We start from the raw sequence: 21,764 nt of genomic DNA, 5'->3' as shown, positions 1-21,764 counted from the left end.
AAATTATTTATTCAATTCATATTTAGCACGTTTTAAAACAAGCAATGTGTTGTTTCTTGAATGGTAATAATTAACCATAGGCATTGGATATTTAAAACATATTTTTTTTATTTTATTTAAATTGCAAGGATTATGAATGTCGCTTATAGAAGTATTCTTTAATTCCGGGATATATTTTCGTATATATTTTGCATGTTTATCAAATTTTTTAGATTGTAACATAGGATTGAAAATACGAAAATATGGAACATGATCCATATCTATTGATGACATCCATCTCCAATTTCCATTATTAGATGCATAATCTCCATCAATTAATTTAGACATAAAATATCTTTCACCTTGTTTCCAATGAATTAATAAATTTTTAACTAAAAAACTTGCTAAAATCATTCTAAGTCTATTATTAATCCATCCTAATTGTCTTAATTGTTTTATTCCTGCATCTACAATGGGATACCCTGTTTGCCCTTGTTTCCATAATTTAAAATGATATGAGTTTTGATTCCATTTGATTTTGTGCTCCCAAGAGTATATGTTATTTTTTTGATAGAAATCTGGATAAAAATATAATAGATACTTATAAAATTCCCTCCATATTAATTCATTAATCCAACTACATGTATCTAGAGAATTAATTACATTAGGATATTTTTTTAATAACAAATTAATACATTGTCTAGAAGATATTACTCCAATTGATAAATGAGGAGATAATAAACTAGTAACATTCATATTTAATAAATTGTTATCGTGAGAATATATAGAAAAATTATTTTTTAAAAATAATTTCAAAACATTTAGCACTGAGTCTTCACCAATAGGAAATAAATCATGATCAAAATCATCAAAATTGATTGAAAATTTAGGAATTTTAAATAATAAATTACTATGGTTTTCAAAATTATTTTTTATTGGTATAGAAAAACATTTTGGGATATTTTTTTTTAATTCTAAAATATATTTTTTTTTAAAATGACTGTAGCTTTTGTACACTGTGTTTTTTTTACTTTTTATAATATCTGGTTCAATTAATGTTGAATCATGAAAAGTATTGATAGAAATATTTTTTCTTTTTAACTTTTGTTTTACTATTTTATCTCGTTTGTATTCTAAAAAACCATATTCACAGTTAAAAAATATAGAAGTTACATGATGTACATGACAAAATGAAGATATATAATTTATAGAATCTAGATAATCACTAGATTCATGGTAAAAAAAGTGTATTCCTAATTGATTTAATTTTTTTTGTAAATAAATTATGTTTTCATATATTAATGATATTTTTCTTGGAGATATAACATTTTGCTTCCATTGTTTTGGAGTAGATATAAATAATGCTAATATAATTTTTAAAGTATTGTTTTTACAAGCGAAATATAATGCTGGATTATCTAGAGTACGTAAATCATTTCTAAACCATATTAGATTTACATTATGCATATTTTATATCCCTTATGTTAATATAAAAATTATATGCATTAAAATATTTAAAATTTTTATAAAACTAAAATTTTGAATATTATAGTATAAAAATACGATAATAAATTATTATGTATTTTTTAAAAAACACTAATATATCTAATAAAATATTATTTATACTAATAAATCAACAATTGTTAATTAAATAATATTCTTATATTAAAAATGGTTTTTTATTATATATTATTATTAATAAAGATTAAATATTAAAAAATATTTTTAAATAGGAGTATATTAAAAAAATTATAATTTTATAAAATATTTAGGAATAATCATGAAAAAAATTGGAATTTTTTTTGGAAGTGATACTGGCAATACAGAAAATGTAGCTAAAAATATTCAACAAAATATAGGAACAGAAAATTCTTTTATTTATGATATTGAACATATTAAAAAAAAAGATATCGAGTCATTTGATATTTTAATATTTGGTGTATCTACTTGGTATTACGGTGAACTTCAATGTGATTGGGATGATTTTTTTTCTACGTTTAAAAAAATCAATTTCAATAAAAAAATATTAGCGTTTTTTGGGTGTGGAGATCAAGAAGATTATGCTGAATATTTTTGTGATGCAATTGGAATATTATATAATAGTATAAAACAAGAAAATAAATTTCAGTTAATTGGGACTTGGCCTATAGAAGGATATTCATTTGAATGCTCTAAAGCTTTAATGTCTAATAAAAATAAATTTATTGGTTTAACTATTGACGAAGACAGACAACCAGAAAAAAGTAAAAAAAGAATAAAACAGTGGAGTACACAATTAAAAAAAGAACTAAAAGTTTTTATTTAATAAATTAATTATTAAAATATAAAATATTTTAAAATTTTTTGAAAAATAAATTTCATATGACGTTAAAAAATTTAATGTCAATATGAAATTTATAAAATAAACCAACATAAATCAATTAAATAAAAGAATATACTAGTTCAGATAAATCTAATACTTTACTAGAATATCCACTTTCATTATCATACCATGAAATTAATTTTATAAAGTTTCCATTTAATGATAATCCAGCTTTAGCATCAAAAATTGAAGTTAATGTATTTCCATTAAAATCTGTTGATACTACATGATCTTCAGTATATCCAATTATGTCTTTCATTTCATGATTAGAATAGTGTTTTATTATTTCACATATTTCTTGGTATTTAACATTCTTTGTTTGTCTAAAAGTAAAATCTATTACAGAAACATTTGCTACAGGAACTCTAAATGCTATTCCAGTCAGTTTTCCATCTAATTCTGGTAATACTTTCCCTACAGCTTGTGCGGCACCTGTAGTAGAAGGTATAATATTTTGTAAAGCACCTCTACCTCCTCTCCAATCCTTTTGAGAAGGACTGTCAACAGTTTTTTGTGTAGCTGTAGTCGCATGTATTGTAGTCATTAATCCTTCAATAATACCAAATTCATCATTTATTATTTTAGCTAAAGGAGCTAAACAATTTGTAGTACAAGATGCATTAGAAACAATATTTTGTCCTATATATTTATCAAAATTAACCCCCTTGACAAACATTGGAGTATTATCCTTTGATGGTCCTGTGATAACTACTTTTTTTGCTCCAGCTTGTATATGTTTATACGCAGATTCAGTCGTTAAGAAAATTCCAGTTGACTCTATTACAACATCAATATCTAAATCTCGCCACGCTAAATTTTTTGGATTAGTTTCACTAGTTATTCTTATTTCTTTTTCGTTGATAAGTAAAGTATTTTTATCTTTTATTGCAATTTTTTTGCAAAAATTTCCATGCGTAGAATCATACTTTAACATATAAGCTAAATATTCAATGTTGACTAAATCATTAATAGCTAATATTTCAATATTAGAACGTAATTGAGCTAATCTAAAAACAATTCTCCCAATTCTACCGAATCCATTAATACCAAGTTTAATTGTCATATTTTTCCTATGATTTTATTAAAAATTGAAAATATTATTTTTATTTTATATAAAAATTTTTAGAAATAATTTTATTTTGTTATACACATTATTTTTTAAATATAGAAAAATATTTTTTTAAAAAATATAATATTTATATTTTAAATTTAAATTTAAATTCAAAGATAAAAACTATTCATTAACAGTATAATATAAATTTATAATATACTCAGAACATATCAAAATATATAATTTAATTTTTTAAAAAAAAACTGGATTTTTTAAGGATGTCTGAGGAATTTCTCGTTCAAAAATATTTTTTCTAAATCTTTGATGCATTTTTTTCCTATTCTTTTTATAGCGTACAATTCGTAATCTTGGATTAACAATATTCATATTTTATCCTAATATCTTTGAATCTATTATATATTAATTTAAGTGTTTTTCTAAAACAATAATATAAATTTTAATTATAAAATTTTAACGTGTTTTTAAAACTTCTGCCGGAATAATTTTACTAGCATAATATGCAGGATAACAACTAGAAAGTATTCCAATGACAACTAATATACTAAAAATAACTAAAATATTGATGTAAGATATAGACATAGGAATAAAATCAATAAAATATATATTGTTAGATAACAATTTTTTTCCTAATAGTTTTTCTATATTTATAAATAAAAATTTATAATTATATATTAAAACTATACTAAATAATAATGATTGTAATCCAGTTTTTAATACTGAATATAAACTATACATTATAAAAGTGATATTAATTATTAAATTACTTATACCTAAGGTTTTAAGTATAGCAATGCTATTAATTTTTTTTGATATATTAAATAAGGTTATTGAAGATATGTTTAAACACGAAATTATAATAATAAATATCATAGTTAAAAATATAACCATTCTGACAAGTTGTAAATCTCGATAAATATATCCGTAATTATCACTCCAATTTTTTATAACAATATTGTTTGGTAATTGAATTTTTATTTGTTTAAATACTTGATCAGAATTAAAAGGATTTTTTATAAATATTTCTAATCCAGTGCTATTTGATTTATTTTTAACATATTTCTTTAAATCTAAAATCGGAACTAAAGCTAGTGTAGAATCAGCAATCCCGTTCATTTTAAAAAAATCTATAACTTGCATAGAAATATATTCTGCATGAAATATAGTATAATGTTTTGAATATTTTGGAATAATTATATTAATCCAATCATTTTTTTTCAATGATAAATATTCTGCTATATTTTTTCCAATAATAATTTGATTCTTATTATTTTTTATCTTTTTTAGTGTGTTAATATCAATAAATTGAGATAATTTTTTTATTCTAGTTGGATTTGAAAAATCTATACCTCTTATTTGGACACTTTTAATTCCTTGGGTGTTTTGAATTAATGATATTGTAGTAATATAAGGTTCGATAGAAATAATATCAGAACAGGATTTCAATTTTTTATAAATGTTTTTCCAATTATAAAATCTTTTATCAAGAGAAACAATTTCTCCATGAGGAATTATTGATATAACACGATTATTTAATTCATGTATAAAACCATTTAATAAACTAAAACTAATAATTAAAATAAATACTCCTAAAAATATTCCGAATTTTGAAAGTTTTTCAATAAATGGAGAAATACTATTTTTTTTAAATTGCGCACTAAATTTAACTAATAATAAATAATATAAATATACCACTTTGAAATTAGTCCTATTTCTAATTTAAATAATATTTAAATATCCAGAACACATGTTCATTTTAATAAAATTTTTTTTTAAAAAAAGAGTATCATGTGTCACAATAATATAAGTCGTAGAATATTTTTTATTAAAATTAATTAGCAAATTAAAAACTTTTTTAGAATTAACAGAATCTAAATATCCAGTAGGTTCATCAGCAATAATTAAATCAGGACGAGTAATTAATGCACGAGCAATTGCAATTCTTTGTCTTTCACCTCCAGACAATTCTGAAGGATATTTTTGAGATTTTTTTTCTATCCCTAAATTTTTTAACATTAAGTATGCATCCTTAAATGCTGTTTTTTTACCTATTTTTTTAATTAATAAAGGTAAAGCTACATTTTCAATAGCTGTAAAATCTAATAATAAATGATGAAATTGATATATAAAACCTAAGTTAGAATTTCTAAATATAGATTGTTCAGAATTAGACATAGAATGTATATCTCTTCCTAAAAAAAATACACTTCCAGAACTTGGAGTATCTAAACCACTTATAATATGTAATAAAGTGCTTTTTCCAGATCCAGAAGAACCTGTAATAATCATTATTTCGCCTGAATTTAAAGAAAAAGAAATGTTGTTTAGAATAGGTCTTAGTATTTTATCATTGTAAGTATATAATTTAAATATAGAATTACATTTTATTAACGCTAGTTTATTCATAAAATAATCTTTTAACCGGATTAACACTAATAATTTTAAATGCAGGATAAAGTATAAAAGCTATGATTAATATTAAAGTAATTAAATTAATTAAAACAATTTGAAATGGAATTATCAAAATAGGTAATGAAACATTACCAAAAAATATTGAAATGATACTCAATAAACCATGTTCTTTATTTAAACATAAAAAACTTAATATTGTTCCTAACAATGTTCCTATAATTCCATTAATTAAACCTTGAATAATAAAGATCATTATAATTTTAAATTTAGATAAACCTAATGTTTGAAAAATAGCGATATCTCTTTCTTTTTCCATAATCATCATACTAATAGAAGTAGTAAGACTAAAAATAGCTTTAATAATTATTAAACTAAATAAAAAAACCATCATATATTGTTCTATTTCGATTGCTTGAAATAATTCTCCTTTAGTTTCTCTCCAATCTCTAAATTTTATATTATAAAAGTGAGGGATATCATTTAAAAATTTTTTAATACTTAACGGATTAAATAACCATAATCTCCATCCTGTAATATAATTTTTAGGATGATGTAAAAATTTTGATAAATCATCTTGGTTAACTAATACTTGATAACTATCAATTTCATTACTTACTGAAAAAGTTCCTATTAATTTAAACATTTTTTTACTTGGAATATTCCCGAACATAGATATTTGATGAAATTTAGAAGATGCTATATAAAAAGTGTCACCTAAATTTAAATTTAATTGTTCAGCTAAATTTTTTCCAATAATAGAAGTATAAGGACTTTGAATAAGTTTATTTAATAGATTTTGATTAATTAAAAAATGTTTTAATAAATATTTATATTGTGTATTTAATTTAACACCTAAAGCTATACCTGTAGAAAAAGCATATTTACTTTGTAACAAAACATCACTAGTGACTATTTCAGAAACGTCTTTTATATATTTATTTGTTATTATGTTTTTAATATGATTAGATGAATTAATATTATCTTGATTATTAGTAACAATAATATGAGGAATAAATTTTAAAACTTTGTTTTTAAATGTATCTTCACATCCATTCATAATAGAAATTATTATTATAATTGAAGAAACACCAATAGTAATACTAATAATAGATAATACAGTTACCAATTTGTTAAAGAAAAAATTAAATTTTCCTAAAAAAAAACGAAATCCAATAAACATTGGAATATAAAAATTCATAAAATATTTCATCTTATAATAAATTTAACAAATTTTAAATCATAAATGTAAATTTTATATCTATTGTTTTAGAAAAATTTTTATTTGTAAAACTATAAAAATATAATTACAATTTAAATATTATACAATCTTAATTATTAACTTTTTGTTAAAAAAATATTATTAATAAATCCATCAAATTATTAATCAACTAAAATCTTTGTGTACATGAAATTATTTTATTTTTTTGAAATTTATTTAATAATAATAAATTTGAAAAAAATATGATATTATTTTTTTAGTAAAACAATGAATGAAATATTAACGAATTATTATTCTTTATGCTAATAAAAAAATTATTAAAAAAAAATCTAATACAATCTATTAATAATACTATAACTGAAAAAAATACATTTGATTTATCTCAATTAAAAATTAATCAACCAATTGTTCATTTTGAACATGGTGTGGGAAGGTATCAAGGGTTAATTACTATAACTATTCGAAATATAAAAACTGAATGTATAATGATAAATTATGCAGAAAATTCTAAACTTTATGTTCCAATTTCATATTTATATTTAGTTAGTAAATATATAGGTACATCTGAAGATAACGCGCCATTACATAAACTTGGAAATGATATATGGAATAAAGAAAAAATTAAAGCTAATAAAAAAGCATATGATTCTGCGGCAATACTTTTAAATATTTATTCACATAGAATATCACAAAAAGGATTTTCTTTTAAGAAATATAATGATCAATATAAAATATTTTGTAGTCATTTTCCATTTAAACTTACATTTGACCAAAACAATGTCATTAATTCTGTTTTAAAAGATATGTATAGTCCTGTTCCTATGGATAGATTAATTTGTGGAGATGTCGGTTTTGGAAAAACAGAAATTGCTATGAGAGCTTCTTTTTTAGCCACAATTAATCAAAAACAGGTAGTCATTTTAGTTCCTACTACTTTATTAGCACAACAACATTTTTACAATTTTAAAATTCGTTTTAAATCTTGGCCAACAAAAGTTATGATTTTTTCTCGTTTTCAATCAGAAACAGAATGTAACAAAATAATTAAAAATGTCAATTCTGGAAAAACTAACATACTCATTGGTACACATAAAATTTTACTTAAAAATCTAAAATGGAAAAATTTAGGATTATTAATAATTGATGAAGAACATAAGTTTGGAGTACATCATAAAGAAAAAATTAAATCAATATTTAATAATATTGATGTTTTAACATTAACCGCTACACCGATACCAAGAACATTAAATATGGCATTTACAGGAATGAGAGATTTATCAATAATTTCTACTCCTCCAGAAAATAGAAAAATAGTAAAAACCTTTGTTAGAGAATTTAATTACGATTTAGTGAGAAAAGCAATTCTTAAAGAAATACTTAGAGGAGGACAAGTATATTATATTTATAATGACGTAAATAAAATCAATAGCAAAAGAATAAAATTGAAATATCTTATTCCAGAAGCAAAAATTAAATTAGGTCATGGTCAATTAAATAGTAAAAACTTAGAATTAATTATAAATGATTTTTATTATAAACGTTTTGATGTATTAGTGTGTACTACTATTATTGAAACAGGTATTGACATTCCTAATGCTAATACAATAATTATCGAAAATGCTGACCATTTAGGACTTACGCAATTACATCAGTTAAGAGGACGAGTAGGTCGTTCTCAAAATCAAGCGTATGCATGGTTATTAATTTCTTCTTTCAAAAACATGACTCGCGATGCAAAAAAAAGAATTGATGCTATTTCTTCTATAAAAAATTTTAGTTCAGGATTTGAATTATCAAATCATGATTTAGAAATTAGAGGAGTTGGAGAAATATTGGGAAATAATCAAAGTGGACATATAACAAAAATAGGATTTTCATTGTATATGAAATTCTTAAAAAATGCTATAAAAAATCTAAAACAAGGAACTCAATTCACATTCAATGATATGTTAAATAATCAATATCCTAATATTGAATTAAATGTATCTAATTTATTACCTGAATATTATATTCAGCAAGTAAATAACAGATTATTATTTTATAATAAAATTTCTATGGCAAATAGCTTATTAGAGTTAGATGAAATACAAACAGAATTACAAAATAAATTTGGAAATTTACCAAAAGAAGGAATGTTTTTAATTAAAATATCTAAAATGAGATTAATTTCCAAAAAAATAGGCATAAAAAAAATAAAATCTAATAATAAAGAAGGATATATAGAGTTTTCAAAAAAAAATAAAGTAAATATAAAAATTTTACTCAGTGAATTTCAAAAAGAAGTAAATTGTTGGAAGTTTGATTCTTCTACACGATTAAAATTTTGTAAAAATTTTCAGGATGAAACGAAAAGAATAAATTGGATTTTAAACATGTTAATAAATATTAATAGTTAGATTACTTATAAAAATATCATAATAAAAAAATACATGTAATTTAATTAAATTATGAATTTTAAAACTTTAAAAGTTTGAATTTTTAAATATGTTTAAAAAAATCCAAATTTTTTAAAATGTAACATTTTTATAAAAAAATTATTATTAATATAAACGTTTACAATTTTTAATAAATATATTTCTATATAAAAAAATACATAAAACTAATATGTTTTAAATTATATTTAAATTATTAATATAATAATTATATGTTTATTTATTCGATTAATACTAAAATAAATTATTAATTAATACATTATTGAATAGTATAATTTATATATAATTTAAAGTATTATTATGCATAAAAACTATTTTTGAATGTTACATATTTAACATATAAATAAAATATATTATCTTTGTTTATATTACTATATAAATCTAAATCAATTTTTACAGTTTAAATCGCGAAAATCTTATGAAACAAATAATCTATATATCTTTAGCTACTACAAAAGAAATTGAAGTATGGAAATTACATGATGATTTTTCATTAACACTACTTCAAAAAATATCATTACCAGGAGAACCTCAACCTATACTAATTTTAAAAAGCAAAAAACTATTATATGTAGGATTAAGACCTAATTTTGGAATTTATTCTTATACAATACAATCTAATGGAACTTTAAAAGAACAATCTTCAGCTATCCTTCCAGGAAGTCCTAATCACTTTGAAATAGACATTACAGAAAAATTCTTATTTTCTAGTTCTTATCACTTTAATTGTATTAGCGTTACTCCTATTGATTTTAGTGGAAATCCTCAACCTTTTATACAAGTTATTAACAATATACATGGATGTCATGCATCTAAAATTAATGATCAAAATAATACTTTATTTGTTTCCTCTCTTCACAAAAATAGAATCTACATATTTGACTTTATAAAAAAAGGAATTTTATTAACTAACAAATATAATTTTGTAATAACACATGCTAATTTTGGTCCACGAAATTTAGAATTTTATAAACACAAAAATTGGTTATTTAGTATTAATGAATTAAATGGATCAATAGATATATGGTTTTTTAATCAACAAAAAAAAACAATAGAGTTAATGAAAAATATTAATATTCTTTCTGATAAAAATACTAAAAAAGCATGGTCATCTGATTTAAGTCTTTCTTCTTGTAAAAAATATTTGTATGCATCCGATAGAACGGAAAATACAATTTCAATTATTAAAATTAATAAAGATATTAAAAAAGTAAAAAAAATAAATACAGTGAAAACAGAATTAAAACAACCTAGAACATTCCATATTAATAGTACAGGAGAAAATTTATTTATTATTGGGGAAAAATCTCATAATTTTAGTATATATAAAATTTCACAAGCAACAGGATGTTTAGAATTAAAAAATACACAATCTACTATCGGATTAAGACCAGTATGGATATCTAGTATTATATTATAAAAAATAAGAATTTATATTTTTCACTAATAATATCATTTGTAAAACAAGTGAATATATTTAAAATAAAAAAATTAATTCCAAAAAAATTCATTCAAATAAAAAATATATTTTTTTTTATATTTTAAAATATTAATTTTATAATATTTATCTTTTATAGTTTTTATGGAAAATAAAAACATTAAATATTTAAAATTTTTATATGTTGGGATTTTTAAAAAATTAATTTTTAGAGATTATCAAGATATGAATAAACATATTATGACAGACAATTTTTTTTTAAACCATGATGTCATAAATTTATTCTTACTATGATAAATTATTTATATGACTAATATTATTTAATAATAATTATGATTTTTTTATAAAACTATTAATTTTGGAATAACACATGAGAAAACAATGGAACTTTAAAAAAGTAAGTTCTCTTTTTAATAAACCGTTTTTTGATGTATTGTTTTTAGCACAAACAATTCATAGAAAAAATTTTAATGCAAATAAAATACAAATTAGTACTTTATTATCAATAAAAACAGGAGCGTGTCCTGAAGATTGTAAATATTGTCCTCAAAGTGCTAGATACAAAACTAATATTCCAAATGAAAAAATTTTAACATTAGAAAAAATACTTACATCAGCTAAAAAAGCAAAAAAGTCTGGATCTACTCGATTTTGTATGGGTGCAGCTTGGAAAAATCCTAAAAATAAAGATATTGTATTTTTAACAAATATTATTAAAGAAGTAAAAAAATTAGGGCTAGAAACTTGTATGACATTAGGAACACTACATCGTAATCAAGCTGATCAATTAGCAAAAGCAGGACTAGATTTTTATAATCATAATTTAGATACTTCAAAAAATTTTTATAAAAAAATTATTACCACTAGAACATATGAAGATAGATTAAATACTTTAAAAGTAGTCCGAGAATCCGGAATAAAAGTTTGTTCTGGAGGAATATTAGGTTTAGGAGAAAATTTAAAAGATAGAATAGAATTATTAATTGAGTTATCTAATTTAAAAAAAGCGCCAGAAAGTATTCCTATTAATATGCTAGTAAAAGTTAAAGGAACTCCTTTGGAAAATAGTAAAGAATTAAACGCATTTGATTTCATTAAGACTATTGCTGTAACACGAATTATGATGCCAAATTCTTATATACGATTATCAGCTGGAAGAGAAAATATGAACGAACAAATGCAAGCTATGTGTTTTATGTCTGGTGCTAACTCTATTTTTTATGGTTGTAAACTATTAACTACTTCTAACCCTGACGAAAAAACAGATTTAGCATTATTTTCTAAACTAAATTTAAATATTGAAAAAAGTAAATATATAAAAAACAATAATATTATGACAAAAAATCATATTTTTAAAATTAATGATACACAATTTTATAATGCAATATAATTTTATTAAAAATAAATATAATTACTTTTTTAAAATTTTATTAAATGTATTTTTAATACACTCCAACAAGAATATAAAAAAAACATAAAATCAATATACAACATACTATATATAATTCAATTGAATTATTTTTAATAATTTTAATATTATTAAAGTATTTTAAAATGATATAAAATTTCATTATTAAAAAGTCTAACCAAAATTTTTAGCACTTATATTTAATTCTTATTTTGTTGTTATTTAAGATAATTATAAATTATAAAATATATATTTATAAATAGAACATTGTTAACTTAATTAAAAATTATTACATAACATTAAAAAAAAAGTCAAAATACATGTTACATTATATATTATTTATATTTAATATTTAGTAATTAAATATTACACCATCTATTTAGATGGTATAATATATTTAGATTTAATTATCATAAACAGGATAATTTTTACATAAATTTAAAACATTTTTTTTAATTTCAGCTATTTTATCAAAATTTTTTATGTTATCCAATATATCACTGATCCAATTTGATATTATATCAGCTTCTAATTCTTTAAGACCTCTTTTAGTGATTGCAGGTGTTCCTATACGAATACCTGAAGTAACAAAAGGGCTCAGTGTATCATTTGGTATAGTGTTTTTATTTACAATAATATTAGCTAAACTAAGTGAAATATCAGCATCTTTTCCGGTTATATTTCTATTAGATAAATCTAATAATAATAAATGATTTTCCGTCTTGCCTGAAACAATTTTATACCCTCTTTGTATAAATCTTTTTACCATAGTTTTTGAGTTTTTTATTACTTGTGATTGATATTCCTTAAATTTTGGTTCTAATGCTTCTTTAAAAGCTATTGCTTTTGCTGCAATAATGTGCATTAAGGGTCCACCTTGGCATCCAGGAAAAATAGACGCGTCTAATTTATTAAATAAAGATACATTTTTACCTCGTGCTAAAATCAACCCTCCTCTAGGACCAGATAAAGTTTTATGAGTTGTGCAAGTTACTACATCAGCGTAATCTAATGGATTAGGATATAATCCAACTGCAACTAAACCTGCAATATGTGCCATATCAACAAACAAATACGCATTAACTTCATTTGCAATGTCTTTTAATAATTCCCAATCACATAAACCAGAATAAGAAGAAAAACCTCCTACAATCATTTTTGGTTTATATTTTCTTGCTAATTCTCTTATTTGTAAATAATTAATTTCACCGTTTTGATCTACACCATAAGAAATAAATCTATATAATTTGCCAGAAAAATTTACTGAAGAACCATGAGTTAAATGTCCTCCATGTAATAAATCCATTCCTAATACTATATCATTTAACTTTAATAATGCATTATAAACAGCAAAGTTAGCTTGAGATCCAGAATGAGGTTGTACGTTTACATAATCAGCATTAAATAATTTCTTAGCTCTAAAAATAGCTAATTCTTCAATTTCATCTATATATTTACAACCTCCATAATACCTTTTTTGAGGATATCCTTCTGCATATTTATTAGTTAATAATGAACCTTGTGCTTCCATTATACATGTACTAACATAATTTTCAGAAGCAATTAATTCAATATGGTTTTCTTGTCTTTTTTTTTCTTTTTGTATAATCCTATATAAATCAGGATCATAGTTAAAAATATTTTTTTTAATTAACATTTGTTTGTCCAAAAATTGTTAATATTCTAACTAAACTTATTTTATCTATATAAATTTAAATGAATATATGATAACATCTGAGTTGTTTTTATTAGTAAAATTTATATACAATATATAAATTTATCTTAAAATATTTTTTAATTCTTGAACTATTTCGTTTTTAAACAACGATTTCTGATATCCATATTTTAAATCTTTTAACAAAATTGTATTATTATTAATTTCATTAGGCCCTAATAATAATACTATGCGAGCACCAGATTTATTTGCTGTACTAAATTTTTTTTTAAGAGTTCTGCATGAAAAGCTTATTTTTATTTTTTTTTTTGGAAAAGCAGTTCTAATAAATTCAGATAATTTTATAGCTTCTAATTTTATGTCTTCTTGTAAAAATATTATATAAACATCAATATATAATTTTATTTTAGGAATAATTTCTAAAGTACTTACTAATAAAAGTAATCTTTCCATACCAATTGCACAACCAATAGCCGGAATATAATTTTCTCCTAATGATTTAGATAAATAATCATATCTTCCTCCTGCACAAATTGTTTTTTTAGAACCTAATTTATCACTTTTCCATTCAAACACAGTATTGTTATAATAATCTAATCCTCGAATCAAACGATAATTTATTTTATAAGAAATACCTACGCTATTTATTAATTCACATAAATTTTTAAAATGTAATAATGAATCGTGGTCAAGAAAATCAATTAATATAGGTGAATCTTTTAATATAGATGATAAATTTTTATTTTTACTATCTAAAATTCGTAGAGGATTAATATACAAACGCTTCTTACAATCTTCATCTAAAAATTTTTCATATTTTTTTAAATAAGAAAATAATGATTTTGCATAACGTAATCTTGATTCATAAGTTCCTATAGAATTTAACTCTAATTTTATATCTTTAAATACATTTAATTGTTTTAGAATTCGATCCATTATTAAAATTATTTCTAAATCAATATCTGGACCTATTAAACCAAAAACTTCTATTCCTAATTGATGAAATTGACGATATCTTCCATATTGCGGTTTTTCATAACGAAACATAGGTCCTAAATACCATAATTTTTGTTCAGAAAAACGAAGTAATCCATTATTTATACAGGATCTCATACATCCAATTGTACCTTCTGGTCGTAATGTAATTGATTTTTCATTTTTATCTTGAAAAGAATACATTTCTTTTTCTATAATATCAGTAGCATCACCTATATTATGAGTGAATAATGAAGTATTTTCTAAAATAGGAAATCTAATTTCTTCATAACAATAATTTTTTAATATTTGTTTTATAATATTTTCTATGTATTGCCAAATAATTACTGTAGAAGGAATATAATCATGCATTCCTTTTATAGGTTGTGTTATTTCATTCAATGCTGAACTTACCTTTTAGTTTTTAAAATATTTTTTTTAAATGATCATTTATATTAAAGTATATATTAGTTCATTAACCATATATTTAAAAATGTTATTTAATATTAAATAATTTATATCATACTATATTCTATTTTTAGAAAATTATACTTATAGATTTAAAAATATATTTATTGATGTATAAAAATTGTTTTATATGCTTTAAAATAATATTAGAATGAACTATTTAACATAATTCTAATTTATTCAAACATCAGTTATTTAGTCATTGATAAATATTTTTATATTTTAACTTAATACAAGTTTTATTACTTAAAATTTAGCGTCAATAAATAAATTTTAATTTAAAAAAATATATAAATATTTTATACAGAAATAAATGTATTAACATTAAAATTATATAGCAAATAATATTAACTTGAAAAAAAAGGTAACATTTAAAAAGAAATACATTCGTATAATATTTCTAAGTATTGTATTTAAATAAGTAATTTATAATTAATAAAATCTAAATATTTATATTATTTTTAAACTTTAAAATTTAATACCATCCTAAACTAATTAAAAATATTGACATTTTAATTTTAAATTTTATAACACTAAATAAAATCATAAAAATGATTAAAAGAATTAATATCCTTTCTATGATCTAAATGTTTGAAATTAAAATACTTATTTAAAAAATCATAAACATAAAATTCTTAATACATATAAAATTATTTTTATAAAAATAACTATTTGTTATTGAAATACATAAAAAATGCTAAATATATAGTAAAAAAAAATTACTAAAAAAACTATTAAATATATTTTTTTCAACATAAATTATTAGGAAATATATGCATCCAATACTTAATATTGCCATTCGTATTATACGAAAATGCGGAAATATTCTTATTCAACATTATGATAGGTATAAAAACAATAATAATTCTGAATATTTAAAAAAAGATTTTTCATCTAAAATAATCATTACGTTAGAAAAAATTATGATTAATATGATTCATAAATCATATCCAGAACATTCAATTGTTACATTTCACAATAAAATAAAAATTATGAATAACGAAGAAATAATATGGTTAATTAACGCATTAGATGGAAAAAACAATTTTGAAAATTATTTTCCACATTTTTGCATTACCTTATCAGTCATTATTCGAAATATAACTCAAATATCAGTAATATACGATCCTATTAAAGATGAATTGTTTACTTCTGTAAAAGGGCAAGGAGCACAATTAAATGGTTATAGAATGAGATGTAAAAATACAAATATATTAAAAAATAGCTTAGTTGGTCTTGTCTATTTATATGATAAACCAAACTTTCAAAATTATTTTTATAAAATAATAAATTTATTAATATCTAATCAAGTTAAATTAAGATGCACGGGATGTATTAGTTTAGACTGTACATATTTAGCTATGGGTAGACTAGATTATTTATTTAATTATAATTTAACACCATATTTATTTATACCTGGTTTTTTACAAATAAAAGAATCTGGAGGATTAATTAGTGATATTTATGGAGGTCATAGTTATGACACATCAAAATTTATACTTACAGGAAATTCAAAATTAATGAGAATCATTCTGATAAAAATTAGAGAATTATTCAATTATGACAAATAAAAACTTCATATAAATAAAATTTTATAAATATGAATTTATATTTTAATAAATATTTTTAAACAAGTATTTAATGTTCAATAAATAGCAAACATATTTTATATTAAAAACATAAAAACCATAATGTATATAGAGCTATAAAATATAAAAAATTCTTTAATTAAAAAAATATTGTTTTAAATAAAATAAATATTTAAGTTATTTTAAATTTACTCTTTTATATAATTCATTTATTTGTACATCATTTAATTTCATCCATTGGCCTGGATGAAGTGAATTAGGCAATTTCACATCAGAATAACCAATTCTTATTAATTTACTCACTTTAAAACCTAATTTATTCCATATTCTTCTAACTATTCTGTTTTTTCCTTCAAATATAGAAACATGGAACCATTTGTTTTTCCCCGTTCCATATTTAAATATTACTTTATTAAAACATGTATATCCATCTGATAAATATACTCCGTGTTTTAACTTTTGATAACAATCATAATTAAATGTTCCATATACTCTAACTTTATATATTTTTTCTATATTAAAACTGGGATGCATTAATCGATGCGCTAATTGTCCATCCGTAGTAAATAATAATAATCCACAAGAGTTAATATCTAATCTTCCAATGTTAATCCATTTAAAATTATGTAAACAAGGTAATTTATCAAATACTATTTTTCTATTTTGATAATCTTTTCTAGTACATAATTCTCCTTCAGGTTTATTATATAATATTACTTTTTTAATATGATAATTATTCTGTTTAAAGCTGTATTTTGTTTTTTCGATAGTAACAGTTTTTATAGTAATTAAAGACATACGTTGACCTATACCAACCGTTTGATCGTTAATTTTAATTTTATTTAGTTTAATTAATGACTCTATATAACGACGTGATCCGTATCCATAATTAGCTAAAATTTTTTGTATTTTTTCTTGTTGCATCATGTGATGTAAAATGTAATAAGTTATCTTAATAATATTGATATTTTAATATTAATTATATTAAAAAATCTAGAAATTAAAATTTTATAAAAATATATTTTATAACTTTTTTATGTATATAAAATGTATTGGAATTACTGTTAATAATACACTGAACATTAAAAGAATAATAAAACTGATTGTAAAATTATCTAAATTATTTCCATAAATATAATAATCTAAAAATAATGTAATTAATGGAAATAGAAAAAAAACTATTAAAGAATTAATAACATTAACTCTTTTTTGTAAATAAAAATACGTTAATATACCAATATTTCCTGAAAATAAACCAAGATATATTAAAGCAAATATTGAAATATTAGAAAAATGTTTAATTGAAGGATGTTCATATAAAAAAGAAATAAATAACAAAAATAAACCAGAACATAATGAAGGAATTGTATTAAATGTAAAAATAGATATATTTCTATATTTGTTTTCATAATATAAATATATTATGGCATGACTGACCATAGATAATATTAAAAAAAATACTCCTTTTAAAATTTCCACACTTTTTAATTGTATTTCTGTATACAATATAACAAATAATGTTACCCAAACTAAAATCAAACCAAGATTTTGTAAAAAATATATTTTTTTTTTAAAAAATAATTTATTAAACAGCAGAACCATACTTGGTGTTGTTGAAAAAATAATTGATGATATTGTAGAATTAACATATTGACTGCTATATAACATTAACGAAAAAGGTATAATAAAATAAAATATACATATACATAATTGAAATATTTTTTTTTTAACAGGAAATAACAATGGGGTATGAAAATAATAAGATATTACTATTAATATAGGAGCAGATAATAGAAATCGAATGCTAGTTGCAAAAATAGGAGGAATAGTATTTACAGCAACTTTCATGGCTATAAATGTTGTTCCCCAAAAAAAAGATACTATTAAAAATAAAAACATTGTAGTTAATCTTTGTATCATACATAATTATCCTAAATTTATTATATAAATTTTCTATATAATAAATATTTTATAAAATATTTATTTTAAATCTTAAATATATATAAACATTATATAAATTAATAATATTAATATTATAAAAATATTATTTTTAAAAAATAAATATTAAATTAATTGTTCTTAACTTTAAATATTATTTATAAATATAAAAAAATCTTTTATTAATTTATTATATTAATTAATTATTTTAAAATAATTAAGTTAAATTTAAATATAATATTTTATTCTACTTTTTAAAGAAATGTCTAATATAAAAAATATTTTAAAATTAATTAACAACATATTTGAATGTATATAAAAATTAAAAATATACTTTAGAACGTAAAAGATTAAATTTAACATCAAATATCATATTTTTAAGAAAAAAAATGCAAAACATATTACAGAAAGTCTATAACAGTATTGAATTAAATGAATTAGAATCTTATACACTTTTTAAATCTATTATATTAAAAAAAATCAGTGATATTGAATTATCAGCGGTTTTAATTGCTCTAAAGACAAAAGGAGAAACAACAAATGAAATTTTAGGTGCAGTAAAAGCACATTTAGAATATATAAAATTTTTTCCTAGACCTAATTATATCTTTGCTGATATTGTAGGAACAGGTGGAGATAATAGTAATAGCATAAATATTTCTACTACTAGTGCTTTAGTTGCATCTACATGTAACTTAAAAATTATTAAACATTGTAATAAAAAAATATCTAGCAAATGTGGATCTGTTGATATTTTAAAAAAATTTGGGATTAACATTCAATATGATGCCTATAAATCTAGAGAAATACTTGATCAATTAAATATATGTTTTTTATTTTCTCAAAAATACCATGATAGCTTCGTAAATAGTATGTTTGTTAGAAAATTACTAAAAACTAAAACTATTTTTAATATAATAGGACCGTTATTAAATCCTGCTATGCCAAAACATATTGTTATTGGAGTATCTGATCCAAAAATTATGTTTTTAATAGCAGAAATACTAAAAAAATTAAATTATCATCATGCTATTATATTGCATAGCAATAATACTGATGAAATAACATTACATAGCACTACCAAAATTATCGAATTAAAAAATAAAAAAATAACTTCATATATTCTAGATCCACATGATTTTGGAGTAAACTATTACAATAAAAGCGAAATTCAAGGAGGAACATCTAAAGAAAATTATGAAATCATAAAATATGTTTTACAAGGAAAAGGGCCTAAATCTATTACAGAAACAATAGCAGTCAATGTGGCTGTGTTGCTATTAATTTTTGGATATTCAAATTTACAAGAAAATACTAAAAATGTATTAGACATTATTCAAAATGGGAAAGTATATGAAAAAATTATTAAACTTTCTCAAGTTTAAAGAGGGTTTTTATTTTGGAAAGTATCTTAAAAAAAATAATATCAGATAAAATATTATGGATACAAAATCGAAAAAAGAAACAACCATTAATATCCTTTAAATATAAAATAAAAAAATCTAATTATAATTTTAAAAAATCATTACAATCTATCCACCCATCTTACATATTAGAAATTAAAAAAAAATCTCCTTCACTTGGTGAAATACAACCTAATTTAGATTTAAAATTCATATCATCTATTTATAAAAAATACGCGTCATCTATTTCAGTATTAACAGATGAAAAATATTTTCATGGAAATTTTGAATTTATTCCTCAAGTGAGAAAAATTGCAATTAATCAACCAATATTATGTAAAGATTTTTTTATTGATCCATACCAAATATATTTAGCTAGATATTATCAAGCTGATTCTATTTTATTAATGTTATCAATACTTAATGATAATCAATATATATTACTTAGAAATTTAGCTTATGATTTAAACATGGATGTACTAACAGAAGTTGAAAATAAAACAGAATTACGTAGAGCTTTATATTTAAAATCTAATATCATTGGAATTAATAATAGAAATTTACATGATTTTTCTATCAATATAGAAAAAACTAAAAAATTAGCACCTCTAATTCCATCTAATATAACCACTATAAGCGAATCTGGAATAACAAACTATATTCAAATAAGACAATTAACACCTTTTGTACAAGGATTTTTAATTGGTTCACATTTAATGAAACAAAAAGATTTAGAAACAGCAATTTGTAAAATCATCGTAGGAAATAATAAAATATGTGGATTAACTAGATTAAAAGATGTAAAAACATTAAAAAAATATGGAATTATTTATGGAGGACTAATATTTTGTAAATCTTCACCTAGATATATTAATTATAAACATGCGGTTCACATTACAAATAATGAAAAATTAAAATATGTTGGCGTATTTTGTAATGAACGTTTTAAAATAATCAGTAAAATAGTGAATATGCTTTCATTATATTCTATTCAATTACATGGAAATGAAAATCAGATATATATAAATACATTAAAATCTTTAATTCCTAGAAGTGTAAAAATATGGAAAGCATTAACTTATCTAGAATTTATTAAACAAAAATGTTTATTACGTAATGTAAATAAATATGTTGTTGACAATAAACAAGGCGGAAGTGGTAAATGTTTTAATTGGGAATACATAAAAAATTATAAATTAAATAATATTTTATTAGCTGGTGGATTAAACATTAGTAATTGTATACTAGCAACGAATTTAAATTGTTTTGGATTAGATTTTAATACAGGAGTAGAAATATCTCCAGGTATTAAAAGTTCAAAAAAAATAAAACAACTCTATAATTCTTTAAGAACACATCAAGTTACAATATCAAAAACAAACTAATTTAGAGAAATA

17 protein-coding genes are annotated in these 21,764 nt (G+C 20.9%); 7 read left to right on the top strand and 10 right to left on the bottom strand.

Annotated elements, in window-relative coordinates:
* Positions 1–3: 3 nt before the first annotated feature.
* The gene (gene phrB / locus UAR70_01360) at positions 4–1,446 is read right to left on the bottom strand and encodes a deoxyribodipyrimidine photo-lyase (protein ID XBC39524.1); all 1,443 of its coding nucleotides are present in this window, start codon (positions 1,444–1,446) and stop codon (positions 4–6) included.
* Positions 1,447–1,759: 313 nt separating this feature from the next.
* Between phrB and fldA the strand changes: the two genes are divergently transcribed.
* Complete coding sequence (gene fldA / locus UAR70_01355) at positions 1,760–2,284, top strand: flavodoxin FldA (protein XBC39523.1); 525 nt, start codon at positions 1,760–1,762, stop codon at positions 2,282–2,284.
* Positions 2,285–2,399: 115 nt separating this feature from the next.
* On the opposite strand, the gene gap is transcribed toward fldA, so the two are convergent.
* The 5 genes from gap to UAR70_01330 all read right to left on the bottom strand — a co-directional run bounded on the left by gap (position 2,400) and on the right by UAR70_01330 (position 7,020).
* Positions 2,400–3,404 carry a type I glyceraldehyde-3-phosphate dehydrogenase gene (gene gap, locus UAR70_01350; GenBank protein XBC39522.1) on the bottom strand — a complete coding sequence of 335 codons (1,005 nt, stop codon included), beginning with the start codon at positions 3,402–3,404 and terminating at the stop codon, positions 2,400–2,402.
* 240 nt (positions 3,405–3,644) lie between these two features.
* Positions 3,645–3,779: a hypothetical protein gene (locus UAR70_01345; protein XBC39521.1), complete on the bottom strand. Its 135-nt coding sequence runs from the start codon at positions 3,777–3,779 to the stop codon at positions 3,645–3,647.
* An 84-nt stretch (positions 3,780–3,863) separates the two neighbouring features.
* A complete protein-coding gene (locus UAR70_01340; GenBank protein XBC39520.1) occupies positions 3,864–5,105 on the bottom strand; it encodes an FtsX-like permease family protein in 1,242 nt (413 codons plus the stop codon).
* A gap of 24 nt (positions 5,106–5,129) precedes the next feature.
* On the bottom strand, positions 5,130–5,816 hold the full coding sequence (locus UAR70_01335; GenBank protein XBC39519.1) for an ATP-binding cassette domain-containing protein: 687 nt from the start codon (positions 5,814–5,816) through the stop codon (positions 5,130–5,132).
* Entirely contained in the window at positions 5,809–7,020 is a 1,212-nt protein-coding gene (locus tag UAR70_01330) for an FtsX-like permease family protein (protein ID XBC39518.1), read from the bottom strand. The genes UAR70_01335 and UAR70_01330 overlap by 8 nt, the downstream gene beginning before the upstream one ends.
* 320 nt (positions 7,021–7,340) lie before the next feature.
* Between UAR70_01330 and mfd the strand changes: the two genes are divergently transcribed.
* The 3 genes from mfd to bioB all read left to right on the top strand — a co-directional run bounded on the left by mfd (position 7,341) and on the right by bioB (position 12,301).
* Positions 7,341–9,437: a transcription-repair coupling factor gene (mfd, locus tag UAR70_01325; GenBank protein ID XBC39517.1), complete on the top strand. Its 2,097-nt coding sequence runs from the start codon at positions 7,341–7,343 to the stop codon at positions 9,435–9,437.
* Positions 9,438–9,891: 454 nt separating this feature from the next.
* Positions 9,892–10,893, top strand: coding sequence for a beta-propeller fold lactonase family protein (locus tag UAR70_01320; protein XBC39516.1), 1,002 nt, complete (start codon positions 9,892–9,894; stop codon positions 10,891–10,893).
* 388 nt (positions 10,894–11,281) lie between these two features.
* Entirely contained in the window at positions 11,282–12,301 is a 1,020-nt protein-coding gene (gene bioB, locus UAR70_01315; GenBank protein XBC39515.1) for a biotin synthase BioB, read from the top strand.
* Between the two features lie 421 nt (positions 12,302–12,722).
* Here bioB and glyA read toward each other — a convergent pair whose 3' ends face one another.
* Together glyA and hisS are read right to left on the bottom strand one after the other, a co-directional pair.
* Positions 12,723–13,976: a serine hydroxymethyltransferase gene (glyA, locus tag UAR70_01310; protein XBC39514.1), complete on the bottom strand. Its 1,254-nt coding sequence runs from the start codon at positions 13,974–13,976 to the stop codon at positions 12,723–12,725.
* 120 nt (positions 13,977–14,096) lie between these two features.
* Positions 14,097–15,371 (bottom strand): histidine--tRNA ligase, encoded by a 1,275-nt coding sequence (gene hisS / locus UAR70_01305; protein XBC39513.1) that lies wholly within the window; start codon positions 15,369–15,371, stop codon positions 14,097–14,099.
* An 839-nt stretch (positions 15,372–16,210) separates the two neighbouring features.
* Between hisS and UAR70_01300 the strand changes: the two genes are divergently transcribed.
* Complete coding sequence (locus UAR70_01300; protein XBC39512.1) at positions 16,211–17,008, top strand: inositol monophosphatase family protein; 798 nt, start codon at positions 16,211–16,213, stop codon at positions 17,006–17,008.
* A gap of 195 nt (positions 17,009–17,203) precedes the next feature.
* On the opposite strand, the gene UAR70_01295 is transcribed toward UAR70_01300, so the two are convergent.
* Positions 17,204–17,953 carry a pseudouridine synthase gene (locus UAR70_01295; GenBank protein ID XBC39974.1) on the bottom strand — a complete coding sequence of 250 codons (750 nt, stop codon included), beginning with the start codon at positions 17,951–17,953 and terminating at the stop codon, positions 17,204–17,206.
* A 96-nt stretch (positions 17,954–18,049) separates the two neighbouring features.
* Positions 18,050–18,946 carry a DMT family transporter gene (locus tag UAR70_01290; protein XBC39973.1) on the bottom strand — a complete coding sequence of 299 codons (897 nt, stop codon included), beginning with the start codon at positions 18,944–18,946 and terminating at the stop codon, positions 18,050–18,052.
* A gap of 407 nt (positions 18,947–19,353) precedes the next feature.
* Here UAR70_01290 and trpD point away from each other — a divergent pair, with 407 nt between their 5' ends.
* Both trpD and trpCF read left to right on the top strand, forming a co-directional pair.
* Positions 19,354–20,349, top strand: coding sequence for an anthranilate phosphoribosyltransferase (gene trpD, locus UAR70_01285; protein XBC39972.1), 996 nt, complete (start codon positions 19,354–19,356; stop codon positions 20,347–20,349).
* An 11-nt stretch (positions 20,350–20,360) separates the two neighbouring features.
* Positions 20,361–21,752, top strand: coding sequence for a bifunctional indole-3-glycerol-phosphate synthase TrpC/phosphoribosylanthranilate isomerase TrpF (gene trpCF, locus UAR70_01280; GenBank protein ID XBC39984.1), 1,392 nt, complete (start codon positions 20,361–20,363; stop codon positions 21,750–21,752).
* Positions 21,753–21,764 lie beyond the last annotated feature (12 nt).

It is taken from the genome of Buchnera aphidicola (Chaetogeoica yunlongensis), from assembly GCA_039829965.1.
Lineage (GTDB): Bacteria > Pseudomonadota > Gammaproteobacteria > Enterobacterales > Enterobacteriaceae > Buchnera_B > Buchnera_B aphidicola_BA.
This window is presented reverse-complemented; position numbering and strand designations above follow the sequence as displayed.